Raw genomic sequence first — 25,564 nt, forward strand, 5'->3', positions numbered from 1 at the left:
TTGCAAGAGCTAGCACTCGCGGGTACCGTCGAAGACACGGACGGGGGTGGACACCGATGACCAAGGCCGACAAATCCGCCGAGAAGGTGGAGAAGGCCGTCGAACAGGTCGGCCAGGCTGTGGGGCAGGCCGTCGACGACATCGGGTCCTACATCCGCTCGCAGCGCGAGTCGGCGCAGGTGTCGTTGCGCCAGCTCGCCAAGGTGACCGGCGTCAGCAACCCGTACCTCAGCCAGGTCGAACGCGGGCTGCGCAAGCCGTCGGCGGAGATCCTGCAGCAGATCGCCAAGGGGCTGCGAATCTCCGCGGAGGCGCTGTACGTCAAGGCCGGGATCCTCGACGAACGACCCGCGAGCGCCGTCACCGACGCCGTGCTCGCCGACCCGCTGCTCACGGAGCGCCAGAAACAGGTGCTCCTCGACATCTACCAGTCCTTCCGACGGGAGAGCGACGTCGCCGTCGCCCCCGCCGCGGACACCGTGACGACCGAAGAACAGGGGAAGTGATCAACATGGCCGTGTCGCTGCCGACCGCTGCGGACGTCCGCAAGGTCCGCGAGCAGGCTGCCAAGAACGCCGCCGAGCGGGCCGAGGCCGCCAAGACGCCGCTGCTCGCCGTGCTGGGTGCGGGTGACCGTGCCGTCGCCGGTGTGACGAGGTTCGCCACCGAGGCGCGCACCCGCGCCGAGAAGCGGGCCGACGTCGTGCAGCAGCGCGTGCTCGACCTGCCCGCCGAGCTCGACGGCCTGCGGGCCCGGCTCACCGGCGACGAGCTGCGCAAGGCCGTGGAGGCCGTGCGTGAGCAGGTCGCCGCCTACTACGCCGAGCTCGCCGGTCGCGGTGAGGTCACCTGGGGTCGCATCCGCAAGCAGCCTCAGGTGGAGCAGGCCCTGAGCGCGCTCGGGGAGTACGGCGAGAAGCTCGACGCGCGTGTCGACGAGCTCGTCGACGACGCCCACGACGCCGCCGAGAAGGCCCTCGCCACCGTGACCCGCCAGACCCGGGCCACCGGTGAGAAGGTCGCCAGGACCACCGACGAGGTCGTGGAGTCCGCGGCCGAGACGGTCGCCGACACCACTGCCGACGCCGGCAAGGCCGTCGCCGACGCGGGCGAGGGTCTGGCCGAGACCGTCGAGGAGGTCGGTGCCGAGGCCGCGCACGCCACCCGCACCGCCGCTCGACGCACGGCCAACCGGACCACCCCGAAGCCGGCGGCCGCGAAGGCCGTCGCGAAGCCCGCGCCGAAGACGGTGGCCAAGAGCACGCCGAAGCCCGCCGTGAAGCCGGCGACCCCTCGCGACACGACCTCCTGATCCGGGCTCGACCTCCGGACGCGCGATCCGACGACGCCCCCGCCGCCACGGCTGCGGGGGCGTCGTCGTGCCGTCGTGCGGGTCGGCCCCGGGCTCGGTCGGGCGGCGAACGGGGCGGGAGTGTCACGAATCGCCCGACGCACGTAGTCTGGCGCCCGTGAGCGTCCTCCGCCCCGACTATGTGGTGCTGTGCGTCATCGGCATCGTCGTCGCCGTGGTCTCGGCGTACGCCCTCGTGCACGCGGCGAGGGCGCGCAAGGACGCCTTCGAGCTGGCCGGCAAGCTCTCCAAGAACGCGTGGCTCGGGATCGTCGGCGCGTCGTCGCTGTTCCTGCTGCTGATCCCGGTCATCTCGGTGATCCGGTTCCCGTCGCTGGCGGGAGTGATCCTCGCGTTCCAGGGCCTCTACGGCCAGTTCACCATCTTCTGGCTGGCCGGGCTGGTCGCGACGCTCGTGTACCTCGTCGACGTCAAGCCGGCCGTCGCCGGCATCGGGCGCGGTGAGCGGTGAGCTGGTCGGTCCTCGGATCGCTCGTCGCCGTACCCGCTCTCGACCGGCCCGACCTGCTCGCCGATCCCGTCGCGCACGCGCTCAAGTCCCTCGACGCCGCGTCCGCGGCCGCCGTCGGGGTCGCGGAGATCGACCCCGCACTGGCCGACACCGCGGCCTTCTGCGAGGCCTACGGGTCCCCGCTCGACGCCTCGGCGAACTGCGTCGTCGTGGCCGGCAAGCGTGGCGGCGACGTCCGCTACGCCGCCTGCCTGGTGCTGGCGACGACCCGTGCCGACGTGAACGGTGTCGTGCGTCGCCGGCTCGACGCGCGCCGGGCGTCGTTCGCGCCGATGGACGACGCCGTGGCGCTGACCGGCATGGAGTACGGCGGGATCACGCCGGTCGGACTGCCGGAGGAGTGGCCGCTGCTCGTGGCGCCGGAGGTGGCGGCGGCGGAGCACGTCGTCGTCGGGAGCGGGATCCGGGGCAGCAAGCTCGCGGTCCCGGGTGCCCTGGTGGCGTCGCTGCCCGGCGCCGAGGTCCTGGAGGACCTGGCTCGCCCCGTGGGTTGAGTCGACACCGCTCAAGGTTCCCGCGTTCGCTGTCAGCAGACTTACTTGAACGCTGGAATGAGTTCAACGGTGTAAGCGTTGGTCGGGACATGACACAGACGCTGAAGCTGCCGGTGCTTCCGCTGACCGACTCGGTGGTGCTGCCCGGCATGGTGGTTCCCATCCGTCTCGACGCGCCGGAGGTTCAGGCAGCCGTGGACGTCGCCAACGGTGACGCCACGGAGAAGAAGGTCCTCGTCGTCCCCAGGCTCGACGGCAGGTACGCCGCGATCGGTGTGGTCGCCGTCCTCGAGCAGGTCGGGCGGCTGCCCAGCGGCGAACGTGCCGCCGTGGTCCGCGGTGAGACGCGGGCCCGCATCGGTGCCGGGGTGACCGGACCGGGCTCCGCCCTGTGGGTGGAGGCCGAGCCGATCGAGGAGTCCCCGGTCACCGGCCGCACCCACGAGCTGGCCAAGGAGTACAAAGCGCTCGTCGTCTCGATGCTGCAGCAGCGCGGGGCCTGGCAGATCATCGACGGCGTCCAGCAGATCACCGACCCGTCCGAGCTCGCCGACACCGCCGGCTGGAACCAGTGGCTCGACGTCGAGCGCAAGTCCCAGCTGCTCGCCGAGACCGACGTGACCCGCCGGCTCGAGCTGCTCCTCGACTGGACGAAGGAGCACCTCGCCGAGCAGGAGGTCACCGAGAAGATCGCCGGTGACGTCCGCGAGGGCATGGAGAAGCAGCAGCGGGAGTTCCTGCTGCGCCAGCAGCTCGCCGCCATCCGCAAGGAGCTCGGCGACGACGATCCCGAGGGCGAGAACGACTACCGCGCCCGCGTCGAGGCCGCCGACCTGCCCGAGCACGTCCGCAAGGCCGCGCTGACCGAGGTCGGCAAGCTGGAGCGGGCGTCCGACCAGAGCCCCGAGTCCGGCTGGATCCGGACCTGGCTCGACACCGTCCTCGACATCCCGTGGACGACCCTGACCACGGACTCCGACGACCTCGTCGCCGCCCGCGCGGTGCTCGACGCCGACCACGCAGGCCTCGACGACGTGAAGGAGCGGCTCATCGAGTTCCTCGCCGTCCGCTCCCGGCGCGACCGCAAGGGCATGGCGAAGGTCGGTGGCCGTGGCTCCGGCGCGGTGCTGGCCCTCGTCGGCCCGCCCGGCGTCGGTAAGACGTCGCTGGGTGAGTCGGTCGCGCACGCCCTCGGCCGCAAGTTCGTCCGCGTCGCACTCGGTGGTGTGCGCGACGAGGCCGAGATCCGTGGCCACCGGCGCACCTACGTCGGCGCGCTGCCCGGCCGGATCGTCCGCGCCATCCGTGAGGCCGGTGCGATGAACCCGGTCGTCCTGCTCGACGAGATCGACAAGGTCGGCAGCGACTTCCGTGGCGACCCCACGGCCGCGCTGCTCGAGGTGCTCGACCCGGCGCAGAACCACACGTTCCGCGACCACTACCTCGAGGTCGATCTCGACCTGTCCGACGTGCTGTTCCTCGCGACCGCCAACGCCTACGACACCATCCCCGGCCCGTTGCTCGACCGCATGGAGGTCGTGACGCTCGACGGCTACACCGAGGCGGAGAAGGTCGCCATCGCGCGCGACCACCTGCTGCCCCGGCAGATCGAGAAGGCCGGGCTGGAGCCGTCGGACGTCGAGTTCTCCGAGGTCGCGCTCGGCATGATCGCCGCCGAGTACACCCGCGAGGCCGGGGTGCGGCAGCTGGAGCGGGGCCTGGCCAAGGTCCTGCGCAAGGTCGCCGTCGGGCTCGACTCGGGTGAGGAGGCGCCGATCCACGTCGACGCCGAGACGCTCGTCAAGTACCTGGGCCGGCCGAAGTTCACCCCGGAGTCGGCGGAGCGCACCTCCGTCCCGGGCGTGGCGACGGGCCTCGCGGTCACCGGTGCCGGTGGCGACGTGCTGTTCATCGAGGCCACCAAGATGGACGGCGACCCCGGACTGATCCTCACCGGTCAGCTGGGCGACGTCATGAAGGAGTCCGTCTCGATCGCGCTGTCCTACCTGCGGTCGAAGGGGCTGGCAGGCGACCTCGCCTCGAAGAAGCTGCACGTGCACGTCCCCGCGGGCGCCGTCCCGAAGGACGGGCCGAGCGCCGGTGTCACGATGACCACCGCCCTCGCGAGCCTCGCGAGCGGACGCCCGGTCAAGTCGAGCGTCGGCATGACGGGCGAGGTCACGCTGCAGGGCAAGGTCCTGCCGATCGGCGGGGTCAAGCAGAAGCTGCTGGCCGCCCACCGCGCCGGCCTGACCGACGTGATCATCCCGAAGCGCAACGAGCCCGACCTCGACGACCTGCCGGAGTCGGTGCGCGGTGAGCTGCGGATCCACCCGGTGGCCGACGTCGCCGAGGTGCTGGAGCTGGCCCTCGAGCCGGCCCCGGAGCACGCCGCGGCGGCCTGACCCGCGGGCGCCCCACGAACGTCAGGAACGGCACTTTCCCGCAACCCAGTTGCGGGAAAGTGCCGTTCCTGCATGTGGGCATGAAGGGCATGAGGCAGGGCATGCGGGCACGGGCATGAGGCAGGGCGCGCAGGCGTGTGGAGGGCGTGCCTGCGGACGGGTCAGCGCAGGACGACGGTCTTGTTGCCGTGCACCAGGACGCGGTCCTCCAGGTGCCAGCGCAGCCCGCGGGACAGGACGAGGCGCTCGATGTCGCGGCCCCTGCGGACCATGTCCGAGGCGGTGTCGGCGTGGTCGACGCGGATGACGTCCTGCTCGATGATCGGGCCGGCGTCGAGGTCGGCGGTCACGTAGTGGCAGGTGGCGCCGATGAGCTTCACGCCGCGCGCGTGGGCCTGGTGGTACGGCCGGGCGCCGGCGAACGAGGGCAGGAAGCTGTGGTGGATGTTGATCGCCCGCCCGGCCCACTGCTCGCACAGGTGCGCGGGCAGGACCTGCATGAACCGGGCCAGGACGATCGCGTCGGGCTGCTGCTCGTCGACGAGCTTGCGGAGCTCCTCGAACGCCTCCAGCTTCAGGCTCTCCCGGCGCTCCTCCCGCGGCCCCGGGAACGGCACGTGATGGAACGGCACCCCGTGGGCGGCGACGACGGGCTGCAGCGTCTCGTGGTTGCCGATCACGGCGGTCAGCTCGACGGGCAGCTCCCCGGCCGACACCCGGCCCAACAGGTCGTGCAGGCAGTGCGGCTCCCGCGTCACGAGCAGGACCGCGCGCTTCTTGACGCCGGTGTCGGTGACCCGCCACGTCGCGTCGGGGCCGAACTCGTCGGCCACCTCGGCGAACCGGGAGCGCAGCTCGTCGGCGTCGAACGGGACGGAGTCGGCGCGCACGACCTGGCGGGTGAAGAACCAGTTCTGCTCGGCGTCGGCGTGGTAGGCGGCCTCGACGATCCAGGCTCCGGCGTCGGCCAGGAATCCCGCGATACGGGCGACGATCCCCGTCCGGTCGGGGCAGCTGAAGGTGATCACGTAGCGTCGGGAGGCGGGGGGTTCCACGGCCCGATCGTGCCACGCGGTCGATCTCACACCGCCGTGCGCCTGCACACGCCGCCCCCGCGAGGCACGCTCGGATCGTGACCCCCGAGGAAGGCCTGACCGACCGTCGACGTCGAACCGCGGTGGCGGCCATGACGTTCGCAACCGGCGCGATCGTCGCGAACCTGTACTACGCGCAGCCCCTCGAGGCCACGCTGGCCGAGCACTTCCACGCGTCCAGCGGTGCCGTCGGCGCGGTCCTGACGGTCACGCAGATCGCGTACGCGATCGGCCTGGCGACGGTCGTCCCGCTCGGTGACCTCCGTGAGCGCAGGCGGCTCGTCGTCGGGTTGACGTGCGTCGCGGCGGCCGGCCTCGTCCTCGCGGCGGCCGCCCCCGCGCTGACCGTGCTGGGTGTGGCGGCGGCCGTCGTCGGCGTGACGTCGGTGGCCGTGCAGGTGCTGGTGCCGTTCGCCGCGCAGCTGGCCAGGCCGGGGGAGCAGGGCCGCACGGTCGGCACCGTCATGAGCGGGCTGCTCGTCGGTGTGCTGGTCGCGCGGGTGGTGTCGGGGCTCGTCGCCGAGTGGCTGGGCTGGCGCGCGATCTTCGTGCTCGGCGCGGTGCTGAGCGCGGCGTGCGCGGTGACGCTCTGGCGCACGCTCCCGGTGCTCGCGCCCACCGTGGAGATGAGCTACCCCCGGCTGCTGGGGTCGGTCTTCGGGCTCATCCGCCGCGAGCCGCTGCTGCGCCTGCGGATGATCTACGGTGCGGCCGGCTACGCGGCGTTCGGCGTGCTGTGGACGAGCGTCGGCTTCCTGCTCGCGGCGCCGCCGTTCGACCTGTCCGACGCCGAGATCGGGCTGTTCGCGCTGTTCGGCGTCGCCGGGGCGCTCGCGGCGCGGTTCGCGGGCCGGCTCGCCGACCGCGGGCACACCCACGGCGCGACCGGGGTGTTCCTCGCGATCGCCGCGGCGTCGTTCGCCCTGATCGGTCTCGGTGCGCACTCGCTGCTGTGGCTGGCGGTCGGCATCATCGTGTTCGACCTCGCCACCCAGGGCAGCCACATCACGAACCAGAACGTCGTCTACGCGCTCGCGCCCGACGCCCGCAGCCGGCTCAACACGGCGTACATGACCAGCTACTTCGTCGGTGGCGCCGTCGGGTCGGGGCTGTCGGCGGCGATGTACGCGGCGCACGGCTGGGCGGGCGTGTCGATCGTCGGCATGATCTTCCCGGCGGTCGGCTTCCTCGTGTGGGTCGGCGAGTCCGTCGCCCGCAGGCGCCCGGGCACCGCGCTCAGGAGTGCTGCCGCAGCCACTCGAGCGTGAACGCCGTCTCGGTGCCGAGCAGCCCCTCGATCTGCCCGGCGACCATGCTCTCGATCTTGCCGCCGATCAGCGGGACCTTCACCGTCACCGCCGCGTCGACGACGAACTCGCTGGTGCCCTCACCGAGGTCGGCGAGCCGCATGCCGCCCTGTGCCGACGCGGGCGTGCCGGGGATCGCGACCGCGACCGTTCCCGAGTAGCGGCCCGGCCCGTCCGGGACGAGCGTCTCGTCGCGCTGGATGACGAGATCGCCGTTGACCAGGCTGCGGACCATCGGCGGCACGGCGTCCGCGTCGACCCCGTGGCGGAGCCGGTAGCGCGCGCCCTTGTCGTCGACGTGGTGCTCCAGCAGCGCCGCACCGGGCCCGCCGAGACGCTCGAGCCGTGCCTTCAGGAACTCGGGGTCGACCATGACCGTGTACACCCGCTCGGCCGGGAACTCCGCGATGGTCCGATGGGTGATCTGGCGCGCCATGGGCGGAGGCTACCCTCGGCGGTCGTGCCGGTTCCCGAGGTGGCCGCCCCCGCCCGCCAGTCCGCCCAGCAGCCGATCGCGCCGATGACCACGCTGCGTCTCGGTGGGCCGGCCGACCGGGTGGTCGTGGCGTCGTCGGCCGCCGAGGTCGTCGACGCGGTCCGCGCGGCGGACGAGGCGGGCGAGCCGGTGCTCGTGCTCGGCGGGGGATCGAACGTCGTCGTCGCCGACGCGGGGTTCCGCGGGACGGTCGTGCGGGTCGCGAGCCGCGGGCTCGACACCGCGATCCGTCCCGACGGGAGCGTGCTGCTCACCGTCGAGGCGGGCGAGGACTGGGACGACGTCGTCGCGACGACCGTCGACCGCGGGCTGGGCGGGCTGGAGTGCCTGTCGGGCATCCCGGGCCGCACGGGGGCGACGCCGGTGCAGAACGTCGGCGCCTACGGCGTCGAGGTCGCCGATCTGCTCGTCGACGTCGACCTCTACGACCGCGCCGCGCGGACCGTCCGCGAGCACGTCCCTGCGGCGGAGCTGGGCCTGGGGTACCGCACGAGCGTCCTCAAGAACACCGACGCCGCCGTCGTCCTGCGGGTGCGGTTCGCGCTGCCGGGCGGGCCCGGGAGTGCGCCGCTGCGCTACCCCGAGCTCGCAGCGGCGCTCGGCGCGCGGCAGGGGCAGCGGGTCCCGGCCGCGTCCGCGCGCGCGGCAGTGCTGGACCTGCGCCGGTCGAAGGGCATGGTCCTCGACGCCGCCGACCACGACACGTGGAGCGCGGGGTCGTTCTTCACCAACCCGGTCGTCGACGCGGGCGCCGTCCCCGGCGGTCCGGACACCGAGGGCATGCCGCGGTGGCCGGCCGCGTCCGATCGGGTGAAGCTCTCGGCCGCGTGGCTGATCCAGCACGCCGGATTCGCCCGCGGGCACGCCGGTCCGGGCGGTCGGGTCGCCCTCTCGGGCCGCCACGTCCTGGCCCTGACCAACCGCGGTGACGGCACGACCGAGGACCTCTTGGCGCTGGCAGCGGAGGTGCGCGCCGGTGTCCTCGACCGTTTCGGCGTGGACCTGCACCCCGAGCCCGTGCTCGTCGGCTGCCGCCTGCCGTGACCCCGTCGGCGACACCCGCGACCGTCGGTCCCGACGCGTAGCCTCGTCGTTCGGGCCGGGTGACCGTCGGCCCCACTCCCCGTCGCACACGCAACCGCACGGGAGGCCGCACGTCCTCGAACTTGGGGGAGGAAGGTCGCAATGGGGGATCGAATGCGCAGAATCCTGCTGGTCCTGGCCGTCGTGGCGGTCGGGTCCATGGGAGTCGTCACGGCGGCCACCGCGGCGGGCCGCGGCCCGGCCGACTCCGGAGGCGGCCCGCTCGCGATCCTCGGTCCCAAGGCAGCGATCACCTATACCCCGGCCGCCGAGGCCACCGCCGTCGACCCGAGGACGACGGCGTCGGTCGCGGTCGCCGACGGCACGTTCGACCAGGTCTCGCTGGTCGACCCCGCGGGCAAGGCGGTCAAGGGGACGTTGGCGGCCGACCGGGCGTCGTGGTCGACGAGCGCGCCGCTCGCCTACGGCGCCACGTACTCGTGGAAGGGCACCGCGACCGGGACCGACGGCAAGCAGGTCCCGCTCGCGGGCGGGTTCAGCACCGTCACCCCGGCCAAGCAGGTCCGCGGCACCGTCAACATCGGCGACGGCCGCACCGTCGGTATCGCCGCGCCGATCGCCATCCAGTTCAACGGCCACGTCGACGACAGGGCCGCGGTCGAGCGCGCGCTGTCGGTGACCACGTCGGTGCCGACCGAGGGCGCGTGGGGCTGGCTGCCCGACGAGAGCGGCGGCTCCCGGGTCCACTGGCGGCCCAAGGAGTACTGGAAGCCCGGCACCAAGGTCACGGTGAAGGCGAAGCTGTTCGGCGTCCCGTACGGCGGCGGCGCGTACGGCGCGGCCGACGTCAGCTCGTCGTTCACGATCGGGCGCGCGCAGGTCGTCAAGGCCGACGTGAACTCCTTCCAGATGGTCGTCATGCGCGACGGCAAGCAGGTCGCGAGCTACCCGGCCTCCTACGGGCTGGGGTCGGACCCGAACCGCAACACCCGCTCGGGCATCCACGTCGTGAGCGAGAAGTTCACCGACAAGCGGATGGTCAGTGAGCAGTACGGCTACGACGTCGTCGAGAAATGGGCCGTGCGGATCAGCAACAACGGCGAGTTCATCCACGCCAACCCGGCCTCGACGGGTGCGCAGGGCTCGTCGAACGTGACCCACGGCTGCGTCAACCTCTCGATCGACAACGCCAAGGCCTACTACGACACCGCGATCTACGGCGACCCCGTCGAGGTGACGGGCACCCCGGTCCAGCTCTCGGCCAAGGACGGCGACATCTGGGACTGGACCCTGTCGTGGAGCCAGTGGAAGGCGCTGTCGGCCCTGTGAGGTCCTGTCGGCCCTGTGGCGCCACTCACGGGATGTCGATCAGGACCTTGCCCACCGTGCCCGCCTCGACGGCATCGTGGGCCGCGGCCGTCTCGGCCAGCGGGAAACGGGTGATCGGCAGTCCGTGCTCCTCGCCGACGCGCAGCGCGCCGTCGGCCAGCGCGGCCGAGACGGCGGCGACGGCGTCGGCCTTCTGCTGGTTGGTCACGGTGTAGGTGAGCACGAACTGCAGCCGCAGGTTGGGCGTCATGGCGGGACGGACGGGCATGGTCAGCGGCTCGTCGGTGTCGACGGCGTAGACCGCGACGGTGCCGCCGGGCGCGATCGCGGCGATGTCGTCGCCGATGTTGGCGACGACCGCCACGTCGACGATCACGTCGGCCCCGCGCGGGCTGATCTCGCGGACGCGGGCGGGCACGTCCTCCTCGCGATAGTTGATCACGTGGTGGGCGCCGGCGGCCTGGGCCAGCGCGGCCTTGGCCGCGCCTGACACCGTCGTCAGGACGGTCGCGCCTGCCCAGACGGCGAGCTGGATCGCGGCGTGCGACACCGCCCCGGCGCCGCCGGTGACCAGCACGACCCTGCCGTCGAGCGCACCCGGTGCCAGCCGCGCCGGGCCGTCCTCGTGCGCGGTCAGCGCCCGGTGCGCGGTCAGCGCCGGGATCCCGAGCGAGGCCCCGGTGTCGAACGACTCGCCGTCGGGGAGCGCGACGACCCGCTCCACCGGCACGACAACGTACTCCTGCGCGGTGCCCTCGTCGGTCTGCCAGGCGACGTCCCACAGCCACACGCGGTCGCCGGGCCCGAACGTGTCGACGCCCGCGCCCACGGTGTCGACGGTCCCGGCCCCGTCCTGGTTGGGCACCTTCGGTGCGGCCAGCGGCGCACCGGTGGTGCCGGCGCGGGCCTTCCAGTCGGTCGGGTTGACCCCGGAGACCGCGACGCGGACGCGCACCTGACCCGGGCCGGGCTCGGGCAGCGGCCGTTCCCGCAGCTGCAGCACCGACGACGGGCCGGTCCGCTCGTAGACGACGGCGCGCACCTCACTCCTCCCGGTAGGCCCGCATCGCGGACGCCTGCGCCCGCGGCTTGAGCACGATCAGGTCGATGTTGACGTGTGAGGGTCGCGTCGCGGCGAACACGATCGTCTCGGCGACGTCCTCGGCGGTGAGCGGGGTGAGGCCGCGGTAGACGTTGTCGGCCTTCTCGGCGTCGCCCGCGAACCGGACGAGGGAGAACTCCGTCTCGACCATGCCCGGCGCGATCTCGGTCAGCCGCACCGGCTGCCCGAGCAGCTCGCCGCGCAGCGTGCGATGCAGCATCGCCTGCGCGTGCTTCGCCCCGGTGTAGCCCGCGCCGTTGTCGTAGGGCTCCAGCGCCGCGATCGAGGTGACGGTGACGATGTGCCCGTCGCCCGACGCGACCAGCGCCGGCAGCAGGCCCTTCACCATCCGCAGCGTGCCCAGGACGTTGGCCTCCCACATCCAGCGCCACGCGTCCTCGTCGGCGTCCGCGACGGGCTCGAGGCCCTTGGCGCCGCCCGCGTTGTTGACCAGCAGCCGGCACTCGGGCACGGCGGCGACGAACGCGGACACCGACTCGGGGTCGGTGACGTCGAGGCGGACGGCGGTGCCGTCGATCTCCCGGGCGATCTCCGCGCACCGGTCCACGCGCCGCGCGCCCAGCACGACGTGGAAGCCCGCACCCGCGAGGGCACGTGCGGTGGCGGCGCCGATCCCGGAGCTGGCGCCGGTGACGACGGCGGTCGGACGGTCGCTGGGGCTCGTCATGGCGCCCACCCTAGATCGGGACGCCGGCCGACCGGTTCAGTGCAGGCCCTGCTGCGCGGTGCGGGTCCCGCGCCGGGCGGCCGACCGCTGCCAGCGGAAGATCGCGTAGCCGATCCCGCCGAGTACGACGCCGGCGACACACGTGCCGAACCACAGGTCCAACGGCCTGCCGCCGACGATGTGCGCCACCAGCAGTCCCACCGCGCCCGCCAGCCACAGCAGGGTGCCCACCGAGGCGATCACGCCGATGTCGGACAGCCGTGGCGGCAGCTCGGGCGGGTTCTGCATGACATCAGTATCACGGATCGGCGCGGCGGTCGTGCGCATCCAGCGGACGGCCGGGCCCGGCTCTACCGTGTCCGCGTGACGCGTCCGAAGCCGGATGACGAGCCGGCCACCGCAGCCCGCCCCGACGACGCCCCCACCGACGCCCTCGCCGACGCCCCCGCCGACGACGCGGCGTCGGTCGACGCCGCTCCCCGGTCCGGGCTCGACCGCTTCTTCAAGCTGACCGAACGCGGCTCGACCGTCGGCCGCGAGGTCCGCGGCGGCCTGGTCACCTTCGTGACGATGTCCTACATCGTCGTGCTGAACCCGCTGATCCTCGGCAGCTTCAGCCCCACGGGTCCCGGCGCCAAGGTCGACGTCCTCGGCAACACGCTGTCGGTGCCGGAGGTCGCGGCGGCCACCGCGCTCGTCGCCGGCGTGATGACGCTGCTGATGGGTCTCGTCGCCAACATGCCGTTCGCGCTGGCCACCGGCCTGGGCATCAACGCGCTCGTCGCGTTCACGATCGCCCCGCAGGTGACCTGGCCGGAGGCGATGGGCCTCGTGGTCGTCGACGGCATCATCATCGTCATCCTGGTGCTCACCGGGTTCCGGACGGCCGTGTTCAACGCCGTGCCGCCCTCGCTCAAGGCCGCGATCGGTGTCGGCATCGGGCTGTTCATCGCGTTCATCGGGCTCGTCGACTCGGGCTTCGTGCGCCGGCTGCCCGACGCCGCGAACACGACCGTGCCCGTCGGTCTCGGGATCGACGGCTCCATCGCCTCCTGGCCGACGTTCGTCTTCGTCGTCGGCCTGCTGGTCACCGGTGCGCTCGTGGCGATGCGGGTGCGGGCCGGGATCCTGCTCGGCATCGTCCTGACCACGGTCGTCGCCATCGTCGTCGAGGCCATCGCCAAGGTCGGCCCCTCCAACGGGACCAACCCGAAGGGCTGGAACCTCGGGTACCCGGCGCTGCCCGGCTCGGTGTTCGGCCTGCCGGACCTCTCGCTCGTCGGCGACGTCTCGTTCGGGGCGTGGACCCGGCTGCCCGCGATCACCGCGGCGCTGCTCGTCTTCACACTCGTGCTGGCGAACTTCTTCGACGCCATGGGCACGATGACCGGGCTCGGCAAGCAGGCCGGTCTGGTCAGCCGGGACGGCAAGCTGCCCAACGTCGGGCGTGCGCTGTTCGTCGAGGGCACCGGCGCGATCGCGGGCGGTGCGGCGTCGGTGTCGTCGAACACGGTGTTCGTCGAGTCCGCGTCCGGCATCGCGGAGGGCGCGCGCACGGGGCTGGCCAACGTCGTGACCGGCGTGCTTTTCCTCGCCGCGATGTTCCTGACGCCGCTCTACTCGGTCGTCCCGATCGAGGCCGCGGCGCCCGCGCTGGTCATCGTCGGGGCGCTGATGATGCGGCAGATCACCGAGATCGACTTCACGGAGTTCCGGGTCGCGCTGCCCGCCTTCCTGACGATCGTCGTCATGCCGTTCACGTACTCGATCGCCAACGGCATCGGCGCCGGCTTCATCAGCTACGTGTTCCTCGCGGCCGTGACGGGCAGGGCGCGGACTGTGCACCCGCTGATGTGGGTGGTCGCGGTGGCATTCGTCGCCTACTTCGCGGTGGGGCCGATCGAGGCGCTGATCCACTAGCCACGGGACGGAGAGCGGCGTCGCTCGCGCCGGAGAAGAGCGGCGCGCGCGAACTAGTTGTTGTACGATAAGCAATAGAATGAGCGCAGTCGTCGACACCCCCGGTCCCACCCCGCCGCCCGCCGTTCCGCCCCCGCCACCCCCCGGCGAGCAGCGCCGCGGTGGGACCTTCGCCTCGCTGCGGGTCCCGAACTACCGGCTCTACGCGGGTGGGCAGGTGGTCTCCCTCGTCGGGACCTGGATGCAGCGCATCGCGCAGGACTGGCTGGTGCTCGACCTGTCCCACGGCAACCCGACGGCCCTGGGGATCGCGACCGCACTCCAGTTCGCGCCGACGCTGCTGCTGTCGCTGTGGGGCGGCGTCCTGGCCGACCGCGTCGACAAGCGGCGCACGTTGATCCTGCTGCAGGCCGGCATGGGGCTGTGCGCCCTCGTCCTCGGTCTCGCGGTGGTGACGGGCATGGCCGCGCTGCTGCAGGTCTACGTCTTCTGTCTGGTGCTCGGCTGCTTCTCCGCGCTCGACATGCCGATGCGGCAGTCGTTCGTCTCCGAGCTGGTCGGCCCCGACCAGGTGACCAACGCCGTCGCGCTCAACTCGCTGACGTTCAACCTCGCCCGCATCGCCGGCCCCGCCGTCGCGGGTGTCCTGATCGCGGCCGTCGGCAGCGGCTGGGTCTTCCTGATCAACGCGGCGAGCTTCGCGGGCGTCATCGTCGCGCTGGCGCTGATGCGGCCCGACCGGCTGTTCCGGGCCGCTCGTGTGAGCCGTGCGCCCGGGCAGGTCCGCGAGGGACTGCGCTACGTGCGTGCCCGGCCCGAGCTCATCGGCGTGCTCGCGATGGTCTTCCTCGTGTCGGCGTTCGCGATCAACTTCCCGGTGACGATCCCGGTGCTCGCGCGCAACGTCTTCGGCGGCACCGCGGAGTCCTACGGCCTGATGACGACGCTCATCGCCGTCGGGTCCGTCGTCGGCGCGACGCTCGCCGCCCGCCGGACCGCGGCACCGCGTGTGCGGGTCGTCGTGATCGCCGGCATCGCGTTCGGGCTGCTGCTCGTCGTCGTCTCGCTGATGCCGACGTACGCGGCCGCGGGTGCGGTGCTCGTGGTCGTCGGGTTCTCGGCGCTGCTGTTCACGACGGCTGCGAACTCCTTCGTCCAGCTCTCTGCCGATCCGGCGGTCCGCGGTCGGGTCATGGGGCTGTACATGCTGCTGTTCCTCGGCTCCACGCCGTTGGGTGCACCGCTGCTGGGGATGGTGGCCGAACACTGGGGAGGACGGGCTCCGCTGCTGCTCGGCGGGGTGCTGACCGTCGTCTCGGTGGTGCTGGTCGCGGTGGTGCTCGCCGTGCGCGGCCGGAGTCGCGCCACCCGGGCGAAGGTCGAGGCTTGCGCCTAGAGGCAAGGTTAGGCTAACTTCATGGCGTCGCTTCGTGGTGGGAGCGGCGCGTCAGTTCGGGACACGTGAGGGCCCCGGCCATCAGGCCGGGGCCCTCACGGCGTGACGGGCGGTTCCCCGCCTGCGGCGAGCAGTTCCTCGTCGGGGTCGACGACGAGGCGGTCCCCGTCGACGCGCACCGGGACGCTGATCCGCACCCAGCGCGCGGGCAGCCCCGTCCAGCCCGGCGCGCTGGGGGCCGGCGCGGCGGCGGGGGAGCCGAGCGGGTCGGGGCTCCTCGCGGCGGGGCCGGCCGGCGCGGGCGTCCCGGAGCGGGCGTACGGCGTCACGCGCACCCGGACGTCGACGAGCAGGCGGGCGTCGCTGCTGTCGTCGTGCAGGGCGCCGGGCAGGGCGATCTCGCTGCGCTGCCTGCCCTCGCCCGACCAGCCCGGTCCCCGCGCACCGCGGACGGCCGACGCGAGCGTCTCGGGCAGGTGGTCGGCGAGGGCGTCACCGCGCCGGCCCGGGTCGTCCTCGTCCCAGGAGAGGTAGTCGGCGGCGAACGCGGCGGCGACCGCCCGGGCGAGCGCCGGGTCGATGCCCTGCGGTGACGCCCGGTCCGACCCGCCGATGACACCGTCGCGGGCGTCGTCCGGTGTCGCGGCACGGACCCCGGTCGCCGCTGCGTCCGCCGGGCCGGGCCGTTCCGGCGCGGCGTCCGTACGGACGGGCTGTCCCGCGCCGCGGTCCGACGGGCCGGGCGGTCCCGGGGCGGCGTCCGGCGGGCCCGGCCGCACCGCCGCGGGATGCGTGTCGACGGCAGGGAAGCCGACCGGGTCGGTCGGCGGGTCGTCGGGCACGGCGGAAGCCGATGGCCCGGCGCCCGCGGCGGTGGCGGCGCAGGACAGCGGTGACGGAGTTCGGCGGGATCCGGGTGCGGCCTCGACCGCCGACGGGTCCGGCCATGGATCGGGCCATGGATCGGGCCATGGATCGGGCGCCGGGTCCCGCGGTCCGGAACCGGGCTCGACCACCGGCCCGGACGCCTCGCCGGGCCACGAGTCGCCGGGCCACGGCTCGGCGGACCACGGGCCGGATCGCCGGGAATCGCGAGGCCACGGCTCGGCCGCCGCCTCGCCCGTCCTGCCGGGCGGCTCGGCCGGCCCTCCTTCGACCCGGGGCGGCCGGGGCAGCTCGGCCCGTCCCGCACCGGTTCCCGGCCCGGTCCGTGTGGCCGCCCATGCTCCGGACGGGCGACCGCCGCCCGGTGAGCGTGCCGACCTCCTCTCGGGCGCGGGTCGGGCACCGCCGCTGCCGGGCCACCATGCGCCGTCGTGGCGACGGTCGACGGCGGGCGTCAACGGCCACGGATCGCTCGGCGCGCGGAACGGTTCCCGCTCGTCGGCGGTCGCGGGCGGGCCCGGCCAGGGGCTGCCGGGTGCGCGGAACCGTTCCCGCTCGTCCTCGGTCGCGGGCGGTGTCGGCCACGGGTCGCGCGGCGCGTGACTCGGTTCCCGCTCGTCGGTGCTCGCGGGCGGCGTCGGCCAGTGGTCGGCCGTGCGGAACGATCTCCGCTCGTCGCCGGCCGCGGGTCCCGCCGGCCACGGGCCGCCCGGCCCGGGGAACGGTCGCTGTCCGTCGGTGGCCGCGGGGCCCGCCGGCCACGGCGCCGCGGCCCCGGGCGGGACCGGCTGCCCGCCGCCCGCACCAGGCCGCCCACGTGTCGCGGCACGCGACGTCAGCGCCGCGGGGCTGCCCGGGGCCCAACGGGCGCGCTCGTCGTCGGGACGGGCGAAGAGCCGGAACCTGCCCACGCGTGCGCCTCCCCGGCCGCGACGACGGCCGGCGCGCCGGGGCGCGCACCGGGCAGGTCTGGCGGCCGGACGGACGCTACGGCCGTCCGCGGCACGCGCGGGCCGGTTCGCGGGAACCCGTCGCGCCCGCGAACGGTCAGGCGGGCAGCGGCCAGGTGTGCACGGGCTCGTTGGCGTCGGAGCCGTCGAGGTAGCGGGCGAGCATCCCGTGCAGGGCGGCCTGCCGGTCGGCACCGCGACGCTCGAGCGCGGCCACGGCGTCGAGCTGCCAGACGCTGCCCGTCCGCCTCGTGGTGCAGCGTCGCTCGATGACCGACAGGTAGCGGTCGATCACCTCGCCCCCGACACCCCATTTCGCCAGGCCCTCCTGCGCCTGCGGGAGCAGCTTGCGCAGGACCAGCTCGTCGGGCCGGATCCAGCCCGACCCCGGCCAGTACAGCGGGCCGTCGAGGCCGTGCCGCGCCGCCGTCGTGAAGTTCTCCTCGGCCGCCTCGAACGACATCGAGCTCCACAGCGGGCGGTCGGCCTCGACGAGCACCCGCAGCAGCCCGTAGAAGAACAGCGCGTTGGCGACCATGTCGACGGCGGTCGGGCCCGCGGGCAGCACCCGGTTCTCGACGCGGACGTGCGGCGCACCGTCGGACACGTCGTAGACGGGCCGGTTCCAGCGCCAGATCGTGCCGTTGTGCAGCCGCAGCTCGTCGAGTCCGGGTACCCGTCCCGCGTCGAGGTCGGCGAGCGGGTCGCTGTCGTGCGTGAGCGGCATCAGCCCGGGGAAGTAGCGGGCGTTCTCGGAGAAGAGGTCCAGGATCGAGGTGATCCAGCGTTCGCCGAACCACACCCGTGGCCGGACGCCCTGGTTGTGCAGCTCGGGGCTGCGCACGTCGCACGACTGCTCGAACAGCGGGATCCGGGTCTCGGCCCACAGCCGGGAGCCGAGCAGGAACGGGGAGTTCGCCCCGACGGCCAGCTGCACCCCGGCGAGGCACTGGGCGGCGTTCCAGTACGAGCCGAAGTCGTCGGGGGAGACCTGCAGGTGCAGCTGCATCGACGTGCAGGCGGCCTCGGGGATGATCGTGTCGAAGTCGGCGACGAGCCGGTCCGGCGCGACGGCGTGACAGCCGGAGGCGTCGTCACCGGTGATGTCGACCCGGATCGGCTCGCCCCGGGCGGTGAGCATCTGCTCGTTGAGCACGGTGTAGCGCTCGTCCTGGGAGATCGCGTCACCGACGAGATCCTCGCGGCGCAGGGTCGGCAGGATGCCGATCATCGCGAGCTGCGACGCGCAGTCCCGGGCCTTGGCCCGCGCGACGGCGAGCTCGTCGAGGAGCTGGTGCTCGAGGTGGCGCCATTCGTCGCCGGGCAGCGGGCGCGGCGGCAGGTTGAGCTCGAGGTTCCAGCGGCCCAGCTCGGTCTGGAACTCCGACGACCCGATGGCCTGCAGGACGTCCCGGCCGGTGAGGGCGGGACGGAGGTCCTTGTCGACGAGGTTGAGCTCGACCTCGATGCCGGTCATCGGCTCGTCGTGTGCGAACGGGTGTTCGCGCAGCATCGTCGCGAGCGCGTCGAGGCAGCGATGGACCTTCACCCGGTAGCGCTGCCGGTCCCGTCGACTGAACGTAGTCCGGTCGACGCCCTGGCCCATGCGGTCACTGCCTCCGATCCCCGGACCCGGACGCGCCCCACCAGCGCCGTCCGTGGTCACGAGCGGTCATCAACCGTGTCACACGGTCGGGGAGACCGGTACCGGCTGACCGGATGACGGATCGCGAGCGGCTCGTGGCCACCTGCGACGATCTCGCGTCGTGGCCACCATCACCAAGGTCGACGACCCCGCCGACCCGCGGATCGACGACTACCGCGACCTCACGCACTCCGACCGCCGCCCCGACCGGCCCGGTGGCCGCGGCCTCGTGATCGCCGAGGGCGTGGTCGTCGTCCGGCGGCTGCTCGACTCCCCCTACCCGCTGCGCTCGCTGCTCGGTGTGCCGCGCAGGCTCGCCGAGCTGTCCGACGACCTCGCCGGTGTCGACGTCCCCGCCTTCGAGGCCGACGCGCACACGATGGCCACCACTGTCGGCTTCCACCTCAACCGCGGGGTGCTCGCCGTCGCCGACCGGGCACCGGAGCCCGACCCGGCCGAGCTGCTGCGGGGGCGCGGGTCGTCGCCGTTCTCGAGGGGGTCAACGACCACGAGAACCTCGGCTCTCTCTTCCGCAACGCCGCCGCCCTCGGTGTCGACGCGGTCCTCCTCGGGCCGCGCTGCTCCGATCCGCTGTACCGGCGCAGCGTCCGGGTGTCGATGGGACACGTGCTGCGGGTACCGTTCGCCCCGCTCACCGGGCCGTGGCCCGGCGCGCTGGACGTCCTGCGGGACAACGGGTTTCGTGTCGCGGCGCTGACGCCCGCCGCCGAGGCGACGCCCATCGGGGCGGCAGGTCTCGTGGGGGAGCGGGTCGCGCTCCTGCTGGGCGCGGAGGGGCCGGGGCTGACGCCCGAGGCGCTCGCCGCCGCCGACCTGCGCGTCCGGATCCCCATGGCGACCGGGGTGGACTCGCTCAACGTCGCGACGGCCGCGGCGGTCGCGTTCCACGCCGTCGCGGCGCCCTGAGACGAGGTTCCGGGGGGTCCGGCAGCGGCGCGGGACGCAGCGATCCGTGTCGCGGACGCGCGTGCCACGCCCCCGGCGGAACCTGCCGGCGCCGCTCGCCCACCGCGGCCGCACGAGGCGCTCGGGCGTCGTCGCGACACCCCTCGGCGCCGTCGCACCGCGGGACGCGACCCGCGGCACACCGCCGACCGGCTGACGGTCCGACCGCGGTGGCCTCACGCCGCATAGTCTGATCACGTGCGCGTGGCCGACGGGGGCGGGGTCGAGATCAGCGGGCGGCGCCCGGGGGATCCCGCGTTGCCGGCCGAGCTGCGCGCGGCGCTCGAGGAGTGGGGTGAGGTCGCCGCGCGCACCGACGTCGCGCTGGGGCAGGAACAGCGCGACCTCGTGCGCATGCGGGGCCGCCAGCTCGCGGGCCGCTGCGCCGAGGCGCTCGGCAGGCCCGTCGACTTCCACGACCCGGTCACCGGCCGCGTCGAGATCGTCAGCGGGCGGCTGGCGAACCGCCCGGTGATCCCGGCGCCGCGGGCCGCCGCGGTGCCTCGCGAACCGACGCCCTGGGCCACCGGGCTCCCGATCTCGGCCTTCTTCGCCGTGTTCACCGCGGTCGTGGTCGTGGTGCTGAGCACGGCGGTGCGCGACGCGTTCGGTGCGCTCTGGGTGGCCGCCGACATCCTGGTCGCCGCCGGGCTGGCCCCGTCGCTGTGGCTGATGCGCCGGGTGCCGCTGTGGCGGTGGGTCGCGATCGGCGTGGCGGCGGGGCTCGTCGGCGCGTGGGTGTGCCTGCTGGTGTCGCTGCTGGAGCCCTGAGAGAGCCGGTCAGCGCTGGCCGCGGACCCCGAGCAGGACCTCGTCCCACGACGGCATCACGGGCTTGCCCTTCTTGGTGCGACGGGCCGGCCGGCCCTCGGTGCGGGCATCGGCCTTGGCCCCGTCGGGCTCGGCCGGCGGCGCGGTCTCCGCGGCGGCGGCCGCCGCACCCGAGGCCTCGCCCGGACCGTCGTCCGGAGCCTGGGACGGAGGCGTCGACACCGCGTCGGCTCCGGCGTCGACGGCCGCGGGTTCGACGGCTGAGGCATCGGGCACCTGCTCGGTGGCGGCCTTCCCCGCGACGTGCGGCGCGGCGTCCGGCCCGGCCTCGACGGCGTCGTCGGCCTCGGCGTCCGCGGTCCGGGGCGTCTCGACGACCTCGGTGCTGATCGTCTCGTCGCTGGTCGCCCCGTCGCCGCTCGCCCCGGTGCTGGTCGGCTCGGTGCTGGTCGGCTCGGTGCTGGCGGGCTCGTCGGTGTCGGTCGGTGCGGCGGCGCCGGCGGGCTCCTCGGCGGGAGCGGGCTCGGCGACCGGTGCCGGTTCGGGGGCCGGCCTCCCGGCAGCGGGACGCGAGACCGCGGCCCGCTCGGGCGGCTCGGGGGTGCGCGCCGTCGTCGAACCCGGGCGCTCGGCGGGCAGGTCCGGCGTCGAACGCGCGGGCTCGGTCCGGCCGGCGGTCTCCTGGGAGCGCCGGGGCTCGGGCGTGGCGGGCCGGCCGGGTCGGGGATCGTGCCGCGGTTCGGGCGCGACCGGGATCGGTCGTTCCCGCAGCGGCGCGCCCACCGCGGCCCGGACGATCTCGGGCTCGGCCGGCTCGTGCAGGGGCTCCTCGTCGTCGGGACGCCCGCCCAGCTCGATGACGGGGCCGACGGTGCGCAGCGGACGCAGCGGCAGGCCCTCGATCAGGTCGCTGGCGTGCTCGTCGAGCGCGGTGACGGTGCCGCCGTGGGCACCCGGCTGGTAGGTCCAGTGCGCGCGGTTGTCCGAACGGCCTGCCCGCCAGCTCAGCGCGACGACCCAGCGGCCGTCCTCACCCCGCCAGGAGTCCCACTCGGCCTCGAGGTAGTCCTGTCCGCGCAGGCCGAAGGTGTGTGCGACGGTCTCGCCCAGGGTGCGGACGTCGGGGCCGTCGGCACGCATCGGGTGCGCCCCCTGCGCCATCTCCGCGGTCCGTGATCGCTCCAGCAGGACCGGGTAGGCGAAGCGTTCGATCTTCTGCAGCGGAACGCCGGCCGCCGCGGCGACCTGCTCCACGGACGCTCCGGCGCGGATGCGTGCCTGGATCTCGCGTGGTCGCAACTGGCTCTCCAACTCGATCGCGATCTGGCCGAGCCGGGTCAGGTCGCCGCGGGCGGCAGCGCGTAGCTGCTCGTCAGCAGGCACGGTGAAACGTTCGGAGCGCCCGGGGTCCTCGAGGACGACCCCGCCGTCCTCGGTGATCCCGACGACCCGCAACGCCCGCATCGGCGGCCTCCCCCGTTCTCCGCTCTCCCCGTCCGGGTGACGGTAGTTGCCGAATCGCAACCTGCCGTGGAGGCGCGCCGGACCGGAAATCTCCCAGGTGGACGCCGGTTCCTGCCACGATGCGCCGTTCCCCCCGTGGGGTTCGTGATCAGCGTGTCACGCCGTGACCATTTGGTAAAGCTGAGGCTCGTGTTACGGGAGTGACCACGCAGTGTGACGGAATGTGCCTCGGAGACGACGATGCCGGGCGACCGATGAGGTCGCCCGGCATCAGGCCGGAGCGGGCGCTCAGCCCAGCCGCTCGACCACGTGGTCGATGCAGGCGGTCAGGGCGGAGACGTCGTCGGGGTCGACGGCCGGGAACATGCCGATGCGCAGCTGGTTGCGGCCCAGCTTGCGGTACGGCTCGGTGTCGACGATGCCGTTGGCGCGCAGGATCTTCGCGACCGCCGCCGCGTCGACGTCGTCGTTGAAGTCGATCGTGCCGACGACCTGCGAACGGTGCTTCGGCTCGGCGACGAACGGCGTGGCGAACGCGGACTTCTCGGCCCACTCGTAGAGCCGGCCCGACGAGTCGGCCGTCCGGGCGACGGCCGCGTCGAGGCCCCCGAGCCCGTTCAGCCACTCGATCTGCTCCACGAGCATGATCAGCGTCGCGACGGCGGGCGTGTTGTAGGTCTGGTCCTTCACCGAGTTGTCGACGGCGGTGGCCAGCGACAGGAACGGCGGAATCCACCGGTCGCCCGCGGCGAGCTCGGCGACCCGGTCCTGGGCGGCCGGGCTCATGAGCGCGATCCACAGACCGCCGTCGGAGGCGAAGCCCTTCTGCGGGGCGAAGTAGTAGGCGTCGGCCTGCGTGACGTCGACGGGCAGGCCCGCGGCGCCGGAGGTGGCGTCGATCAGGACGAGCTGACCGTCGGTGGCGCCCTCGGGACGGACGACCGGCACGGCGACGCCGGTGGAGGTCTCGTTGTGGGCCCATGCGATGACGTCGACCGACTCGTCGGTGGTGGGCTCGGGCGCACTGCCCGGCTCCGCGGAGACGACGATCGGGTCCTGCAGGAAGGGCGCACCCTTGGTGGAGTCGGCGAACTTCGCGGAGAACTCGCCGTAGGCCAGGTGCAGCGAGCGCTGCCGGACGAGGCCGAACGCGGCGGCGTCCCAGAACGCCGTGGACCCGCCGTTGCCGAGGACGACCTCGTAACCGTCGGGCAGCGAGAACAGCTCGCGCAGGCCGGAGCGCACCCGACCGACGAGGGACTTGACGGGCTTCTGCCGGTGGGAGGTGCCCATGACCGCCGCCGCGTCGGCGATGGCGGCCAACTGTTCCGGCCGGACCTTCGAGGGCCCGCATCCGAAGCGCCCGTCCGCGGGCTTGAGGTCGGCGGGAATCTGCAGGTCGGTGCTGGTCGAGGACGTCACGACCCCCAGTCTGACAACCGCGGGCCGAGCCCGGTCGCGCGGGGGCCTCCGCCGCCCGCCCGGAGTGACGGCCGTTACCTGCAGACCCCGACGTTCCGGATCTCGGGCGCAGAGCGTCGGGCCGGTCGGCCGTCGTCGCGGGCGCCCACGACGACGGCCGGCGGAGGGTCCGCGTTCCAGCGGCAGGCTCAGTGCTGCTTGCCGACCTGGTCCCAGCCCTCGACCTCCTCGGGGTGGCGCGGGCCCGGACCGATGTACTGCGCCGACGGCCGGACGAGCTTGCCCTCGCGCTTCTGCTCGAGGATGTGCGCCGACCAGCCCGCGGTCCGGGCACTGGTGAACATGGCGGGCATCATGTGCGGCGGCACCTCGGCGAAGTCGAGGATCACCGCGGCCCAGAACTCGACGTTGGTCTCGATCGGGTGGTCGGGCCGGCGCTCGCGCAGGATCCGCAGCGCGGCCTCCTCCAGCCCGGCGGCCGCCTCGTAGCGGGCCGCACCGAGCTCGCGGCAGGTGCGGCGCAGCACGCGGGCCCGTGGGTCCTCGGCCCGGTAGACGCGGTGCCCGAAGCCCATGAGCTTCTCCTTGCGGTCGAGGATCCCCGTGACGAGGGCCTCGGGATCGCCGGTCCGCTCCACCTCGGCGATCATCGGCAGCACGCGCGCGGGCGCGCCGCCGTGCAGCGGGCCGGACATCGCGCCGATCGCACCGGACAGCGACGCCGCGACGTCCGCACCGGTCGAGGCGATGACGCGGGCGGTGAACGTCGACGCGTTCATGCCGTGCTCGGCGGCCGAGACCCAGTAGGCGTCGACGGCCGCGACGTGCGCGGGATCGGGCTCGCCGCGCCAGCGGACCATGAACCGCTCGGTGATCGTCCGTGCCTGGTCGACGCGGCTCTGCGGGACGGCGGGCACGCCGATCCCGCGGGCCGACTGCGCGACGTAGGACAACGCCATGACCGACGCGCGGGCCAGCTGGTCGCGGGCCTCCTCGTCGTCGATGTCGAGCAGTGGGCGGTAACCCCAGTAGGGCGCCAGCATCGCCAGCGCGGCCTGCACGTCGACGCGGACGTCACCGGTGTGGACCGGGATGGGGAAGGGCTCGGCGGGCGGCAGCCCGGAGCCGAAGCGGCCGTCGACCAGCAGGGACCAGACGTCGCCGAAGGTGACGTTGCCGACGAGGTCCTCGATGTCGACGCCGCGGTAGCGCAGGGCGCCGCCGTCCTTGTCGGGCTCCGCGATCTCGGTGCGGAACGCGACGTGGCCCTCGAGCCCGGACTTGAAGCCGGGCGGGGGCGGCGGGGGTGTGGAACCGTTCGTCGTCTCCGGTCCTGACGGCGCGGTGGGCGCTGTGGCCACGCGACCTCCTCTGACGTCGTCCCCGGCGACGCGCCGGTGGCCGCCGCCGGGTGGCGCGGGCCGTGCCGGTGCGCGATCGCGACCGGTCAGGTGGTCCGGCCGCGGTGCCTCCCACGGTCCGGGTCGGCATGGTTACCGTGGTGGGGTCACCCTGCCTGCGCGCGGGGCGGACAGGCAACCTGGGGCTCGGGTGGCCTCGATCACCGGATCGGTCCATTCGGGTCGCTCACCTGCGACGACAGGTGGATTCTCAGCGTGTGGAGAGGGAACGAATGCCTGATCCGTCCACATCGGGCGGGCTCGCCGCGATGCGGGTCGACTACGACATGCCCCCTTTCGACGTCCGCGACCTCGCCCCCACGTGGCACGAGCAGCTCGTCGCCTGGCTCGCCGCGGCGGCGACGGCGGGCCTCCCCGAGCCCAACGCCATGGTTCTCGCGACGGCCGACGAGGCAGGCGTGCCGTCGTCGCGCACCGTGCTGTGCAAGGGGGTCGACGCGCGGGGGGTCGTCCTCTACACCAACCTCACGTCGGCGAAGAGCCACGACATCCGCATGACGCGCGTCGCCTCGGCGACGTTCCCGCTCTACGCGATGCACCGGCAGGTGCACGTGCGCGGCGGCGTCGAGGAGGTGTCGACGGCCGAGTCCGACGCCTACTGGGCCACCCGGCCGCGCGGCTCGCAGCTCGGGGGCTGGGCGTCGGCGCAGTCGAGCGTCGTGGCCAGCAGGCTCGCGCTGGAGGACGCGGTCGTCGCCGCCGACCGTCGGTTCCCCGGCGAGGTCCCGCGCCCGCCGCACTGGGGCGGCTGGCGGATCGTCCCCGATCGGGTGGAGTTCTGGCAGGGCCGCCACGACCGGCTGCACGACCGGCTGCGTTTCGAGCGCGACGGCGACGACCACTCGTGGCGGGTGCGCCGGCTCGCCCCGTGATCGCGCCGGC

General features: G+C 73.8%; 22 protein-coding genes and 1 pseudogene. 13 read left to right on the forward strand and 10 right to left on the reverse strand.

What is annotated here, in order from left to right:
• Nucleotides 1-56: 56 nt before the first annotated feature.
• From PSED_RS03045 to lon, 5 genes are all read left to right on the forward strand, one after another.
• Nucleotides 57-506, forward strand: coding sequence for a helix-turn-helix domain-containing protein (locus PSED_RS03045; protein ID WP_013672793.1), 450 nt, complete (start codon nucleotides 57-59; stop codon nucleotides 504-506).
• 5 nt (nucleotides 507-511) lie between these two features.
• Nucleotides 512-1,312, forward strand: a complete 801-nt coding sequence (locus PSED_RS03050; protein ID WP_013672794.1) for a hypothetical protein — start codon at nucleotides 512-514, stop codon at nucleotides 1,310-1,312.
• 157 nt (nucleotides 1,313-1,469) lie between these two features.
• Nucleotides 1,470-1,823 carry a DUF2516 family protein gene (locus tag PSED_RS03055; protein ID WP_013672795.1) on the forward strand — a complete coding sequence of 118 codons (354 nt, stop codon included), beginning with the start codon at nucleotides 1,470-1,472 and terminating at the stop codon, nucleotides 1,821-1,823.
• The gene (locus PSED_RS03060; protein WP_013672796.1) at nucleotides 1,820-2,377 is read left to right on the forward strand and encodes a YbaK/EbsC family protein; all 558 of its coding nucleotides are present in this window, start codon (nucleotides 1,820-1,822) and stop codon (nucleotides 2,375-2,377) included. Before PSED_RS03055 ends, PSED_RS03060 begins: the two co-directional genes overlap by 4 nt.
• Nucleotides 2,378-2,466: 89 nt before the next feature.
• Entirely contained in the window at nucleotides 2,467-4,782 is a 2,316-nt protein-coding gene (gene lon, locus PSED_RS03065) for an endopeptidase La (protein ID WP_013672797.1), read from the forward strand.
• A 161-nt stretch (nucleotides 4,783-4,943) separates the two neighbouring features.
• On the opposite strand, the gene purU is transcribed toward lon, so the two are convergent.
• On the reverse strand, nucleotides 4,944-5,810 hold the full coding sequence (purU, locus tag PSED_RS03070) for a formyltetrahydrofolate deformylase (protein WP_041760365.1): 867 nt from the start codon (nucleotides 5,808-5,810) through the stop codon (nucleotides 4,944-4,946).
• 158 nt (nucleotides 5,811-5,968) lie between these two features.
• On the opposite strand from purU, the gene PSED_RS03075 reads away from it, so the two are divergent.
• Nucleotides 5,969-7,144, forward strand: coding sequence for an MFS transporter (locus PSED_RS03075; RefSeq protein ID WP_013672799.1), 1,176 nt, complete (start codon nucleotides 5,969-5,971; stop codon nucleotides 7,142-7,144).
• Here the strand turns inward: PSED_RS03075 and PSED_RS03080 are convergent.
• Nucleotides 7,113-7,619 carry a DUF2505 domain-containing protein gene (locus PSED_RS03080; RefSeq protein WP_013672800.1) on the reverse strand — a complete coding sequence of 169 codons (507 nt, stop codon included), beginning with the start codon at nucleotides 7,617-7,619 and terminating at the stop codon, nucleotides 7,113-7,115. The genes PSED_RS03075 and PSED_RS03080 overlap by 32 nt on opposite strands.
• A 24-nt stretch (nucleotides 7,620-7,643) precedes the next feature.
• Between PSED_RS03080 and PSED_RS03085 the strand changes: the two genes are divergently transcribed.
• Both PSED_RS03085 and PSED_RS03090 read left to right on the forward strand, forming a co-directional pair.
• Nucleotides 7,644-8,723 (forward strand): UDP-N-acetylmuramate dehydrogenase, encoded by a 1,080-nt coding sequence (locus PSED_RS03085; RefSeq protein ID WP_013672801.1) that lies wholly within the window; start codon nucleotides 7,644-7,646, stop codon nucleotides 8,721-8,723.
• Nucleotides 8,724-8,876: 153 nt separating this feature from the next.
• Entirely contained in the window at nucleotides 8,877-10,052 is a 1,176-nt protein-coding gene (locus tag PSED_RS03090) for a L,D-transpeptidase (protein ID WP_103383647.1), read from the forward strand.
• A 25-nt stretch (nucleotides 10,053-10,077) separates the two neighbouring features.
• Here the strand turns inward: PSED_RS03090 and PSED_RS03095 are convergent, their stop codons facing one another.
• Genes PSED_RS03095 through PSED_RS03105 form a run of 3 tightly spaced genes read right to left on the reverse strand, consistent with a single transcriptional unit; the run spans nucleotide 10,078 to nucleotide 12,130 of the window.
• A complete protein-coding gene (locus tag PSED_RS03095) occupies nucleotides 10,078-11,094 on the reverse strand; it encodes an NADPH:quinone reductase (protein ID WP_013672803.1) in 1,017 nt (338 codons plus the stop codon).
• Between the two features lies 1 nt (nucleotide 11,095).
• Complete coding sequence (locus tag PSED_RS03100) at nucleotides 11,096-11,842, reverse strand: SDR family NAD(P)-dependent oxidoreductase (protein WP_013672804.1); 747 nt, start codon at nucleotides 11,840-11,842, stop codon at nucleotides 11,096-11,098.
• A 36-nt stretch (nucleotides 11,843-11,878) separates the two neighbouring features.
• Entirely contained in the window at nucleotides 11,879-12,130 is a 252-nt protein-coding gene (locus PSED_RS03105; protein ID WP_041759229.1) for a DUF2530 domain-containing protein, read from the reverse strand.
• 219 nt (nucleotides 12,131-12,349) lie between these two features.
• Between PSED_RS03105 and PSED_RS03110 the strand changes: the two genes are divergently transcribed.
• On the forward strand, nucleotides 12,350-13,762 hold the full coding sequence (locus PSED_RS03110; RefSeq protein WP_049803596.1) for an NCS2 family permease: 1,413 nt from the start codon (nucleotides 12,350-12,352) through the stop codon (nucleotides 13,760-13,762).
• 79 nt (nucleotides 13,763-13,841) lie between these two features.
• On the forward strand, nucleotides 13,842-15,158 hold the full coding sequence (locus PSED_RS03115) for an MFS transporter (RefSeq protein WP_013672807.1): 1,317 nt from the start codon (nucleotides 13,842-13,844) through the stop codon (nucleotides 15,156-15,158).
• A gap of 95 nt (nucleotides 15,159-15,253) precedes the next feature.
• On the opposite strand, the gene PSED_RS03120 is transcribed toward PSED_RS03115, so the two are convergent.
• The gene (locus tag PSED_RS03120; protein ID WP_013672808.1) at nucleotides 15,254-16,000 is read right to left on the reverse strand and encodes a hypothetical protein; all 747 of its coding nucleotides are present in this window, start codon (nucleotides 15,998-16,000) and stop codon (nucleotides 15,254-15,256) included.
• Between the two features lie 1,090 nt (nucleotides 16,001-17,090).
• Entirely contained in the window at nucleotides 17,091-18,599 is a 1,509-nt protein-coding gene (locus PSED_RS03125) for a glutamate-cysteine ligase family protein (RefSeq protein WP_013672810.1), read from the reverse strand.
• A 160-nt stretch (nucleotides 18,600-18,759) separates the two neighbouring features.
• Between PSED_RS03125 and PSED_RS03130 the strand changes: the two are divergent.
• Together PSED_RS03130 and PSED_RS03135 are read left to right on the forward strand one after the other, a co-directional pair.
• A pseudogene (locus PSED_RS03130) lies at nucleotides 18,760-19,565 on the forward strand (TrmH family RNA methyltransferase).
• 237 nt (nucleotides 19,566-19,802) lie between these two features.
• Nucleotides 19,803-20,375, forward strand: a complete 573-nt coding sequence (locus PSED_RS03135) for a DUF2537 domain-containing protein (protein WP_013672811.1) — start codon at nucleotides 19,803-19,805, stop codon at nucleotides 20,373-20,375.
• Between the two features lie 9 nt (nucleotides 20,376-20,384).
• On the opposite strand, the gene sepH is transcribed toward PSED_RS03135, so the two are convergent.
• From sepH to PSED_RS03150, 3 genes are all read right to left on the reverse strand, one after another.
• Nucleotides 20,385-21,839 carry a septation protein SepH gene (gene sepH / locus PSED_RS35250; RefSeq protein WP_013672812.1) on the reverse strand — a complete coding sequence of 485 codons (1,455 nt, stop codon included), beginning with the start codon at nucleotides 21,837-21,839 and terminating at the stop codon, nucleotides 20,385-20,387.
• A 288-nt stretch (nucleotides 21,840-22,127) separates the two neighbouring features.
• Complete coding sequence (serC, locus tag PSED_RS03145; RefSeq protein WP_013672813.1) at nucleotides 22,128-23,261, reverse strand: phosphoserine transaminase; 1,134 nt, start codon at nucleotides 23,259-23,261, stop codon at nucleotides 22,128-22,130.
• A gap of 188 nt (nucleotides 23,262-23,449) precedes the next feature.
• Entirely contained in the window at nucleotides 23,450-24,622 is a 1,173-nt protein-coding gene (locus tag PSED_RS03150; RefSeq protein ID WP_013672814.1) for a citrate synthase 2, read from the reverse strand.
• A gap of 272 nt (nucleotides 24,623-24,894) precedes the next feature.
• Here PSED_RS03150 and pdxH point away from each other — a divergent pair, with 272 nt between their 5' ends.
• Nucleotides 24,895-25,554 (forward strand): pyridoxamine 5'-phosphate oxidase, encoded by a 660-nt coding sequence (gene pdxH / locus PSED_RS03155; protein WP_013672815.1) that lies wholly within the window; start codon nucleotides 24,895-24,897, stop codon nucleotides 25,552-25,554.
• The last annotated feature ends 10 nt before the right edge of the window (nucleotides 25,555-25,564 follow it).

This window comes from Pseudonocardia benzenivorans CB1190 (assembly GCF_000196675.2).
GTDB lineage: Bacteria > Actinomycetota > Actinomycetes > Mycobacteriales > Pseudonocardiaceae > Pseudonocardia > Pseudonocardia benzenivorans.

Coding starts and splice junctions, on each gene's coding strand:
- PSED_RS03100 (WP_013672804.1), bottom strand. CDS start 11,842: ATGACGAGCCCCAGCGACCGTCCGACCGCCGTCGTCACCGGCGCCAGC.
- lon (WP_013672797.1), top strand. CDS start 2,467: ATGACACAGACGCTGAAGCTGCCGGTGCTTCCGCTGACCGACTCGGTG.
- PSED_RS03125 (WP_013672810.1), bottom strand. CDS start 18,599: ATGGGCCAGGGCGTCGACCGGACTACGTTCAGTCGACGGGACCGGCAG.
- PSED_RS03075 (WP_013672799.1), top strand. CDS start 5,969: ATGACGTTCGCAACCGGCGCGATCGTCGCGAACCTGTACTACGCGCAG.
- PSED_RS03050 (WP_013672794.1), top strand. CDS start 512: ATGGCCGTGTCGCTGCCGACCGCTGCGGACGTCCGCAAGGTCCGCGAG.
- PSED_RS03080 (WP_013672800.1), bottom strand. CDS start 7,619: ATGGCGCGCCAGATCACCCATCGGACCATCGCGGAGTTCCCGGCCGAG.
- PSED_RS03105 (WP_041759229.1), bottom strand. CDS start 12,130: ATGCAGAACCCGCCCGAGCTGCCGCCACGGCTGTCCGACATCGGCGTG.
- PSED_RS03045 (WP_013672793.1), top strand. CDS start 57: ATGACCAAGGCCGACAAATCCGCCGAGAAGGTGGAGAAGGCCGTCGAA.
- pdxH (WP_013672815.1), top strand. CDS start 24,895: ATGCCTGATCCGTCCACATCGGGCGGGCTCGCCGCGATGCGGGTCGAC.
- PSED_RS03090 (WP_103383647.1), top strand. CDS start 8,877: ATGCGCAGAATCCTGCTGGTCCTGGCCGTCGTGGCGGTCGGGTCCATG.
- sepH (WP_013672812.1), bottom strand. CDS start 21,839: ATGCGGGCGTTGCGGGTCGTCGGGATCACCGAGGACGGCGGGGTCGTC.
- PSED_RS03115 (WP_013672807.1), top strand. CDS start 13,842: ATGAGCGCAGTCGTCGACACCCCCGGTCCCACCCCGCCGCCCGCCGTT.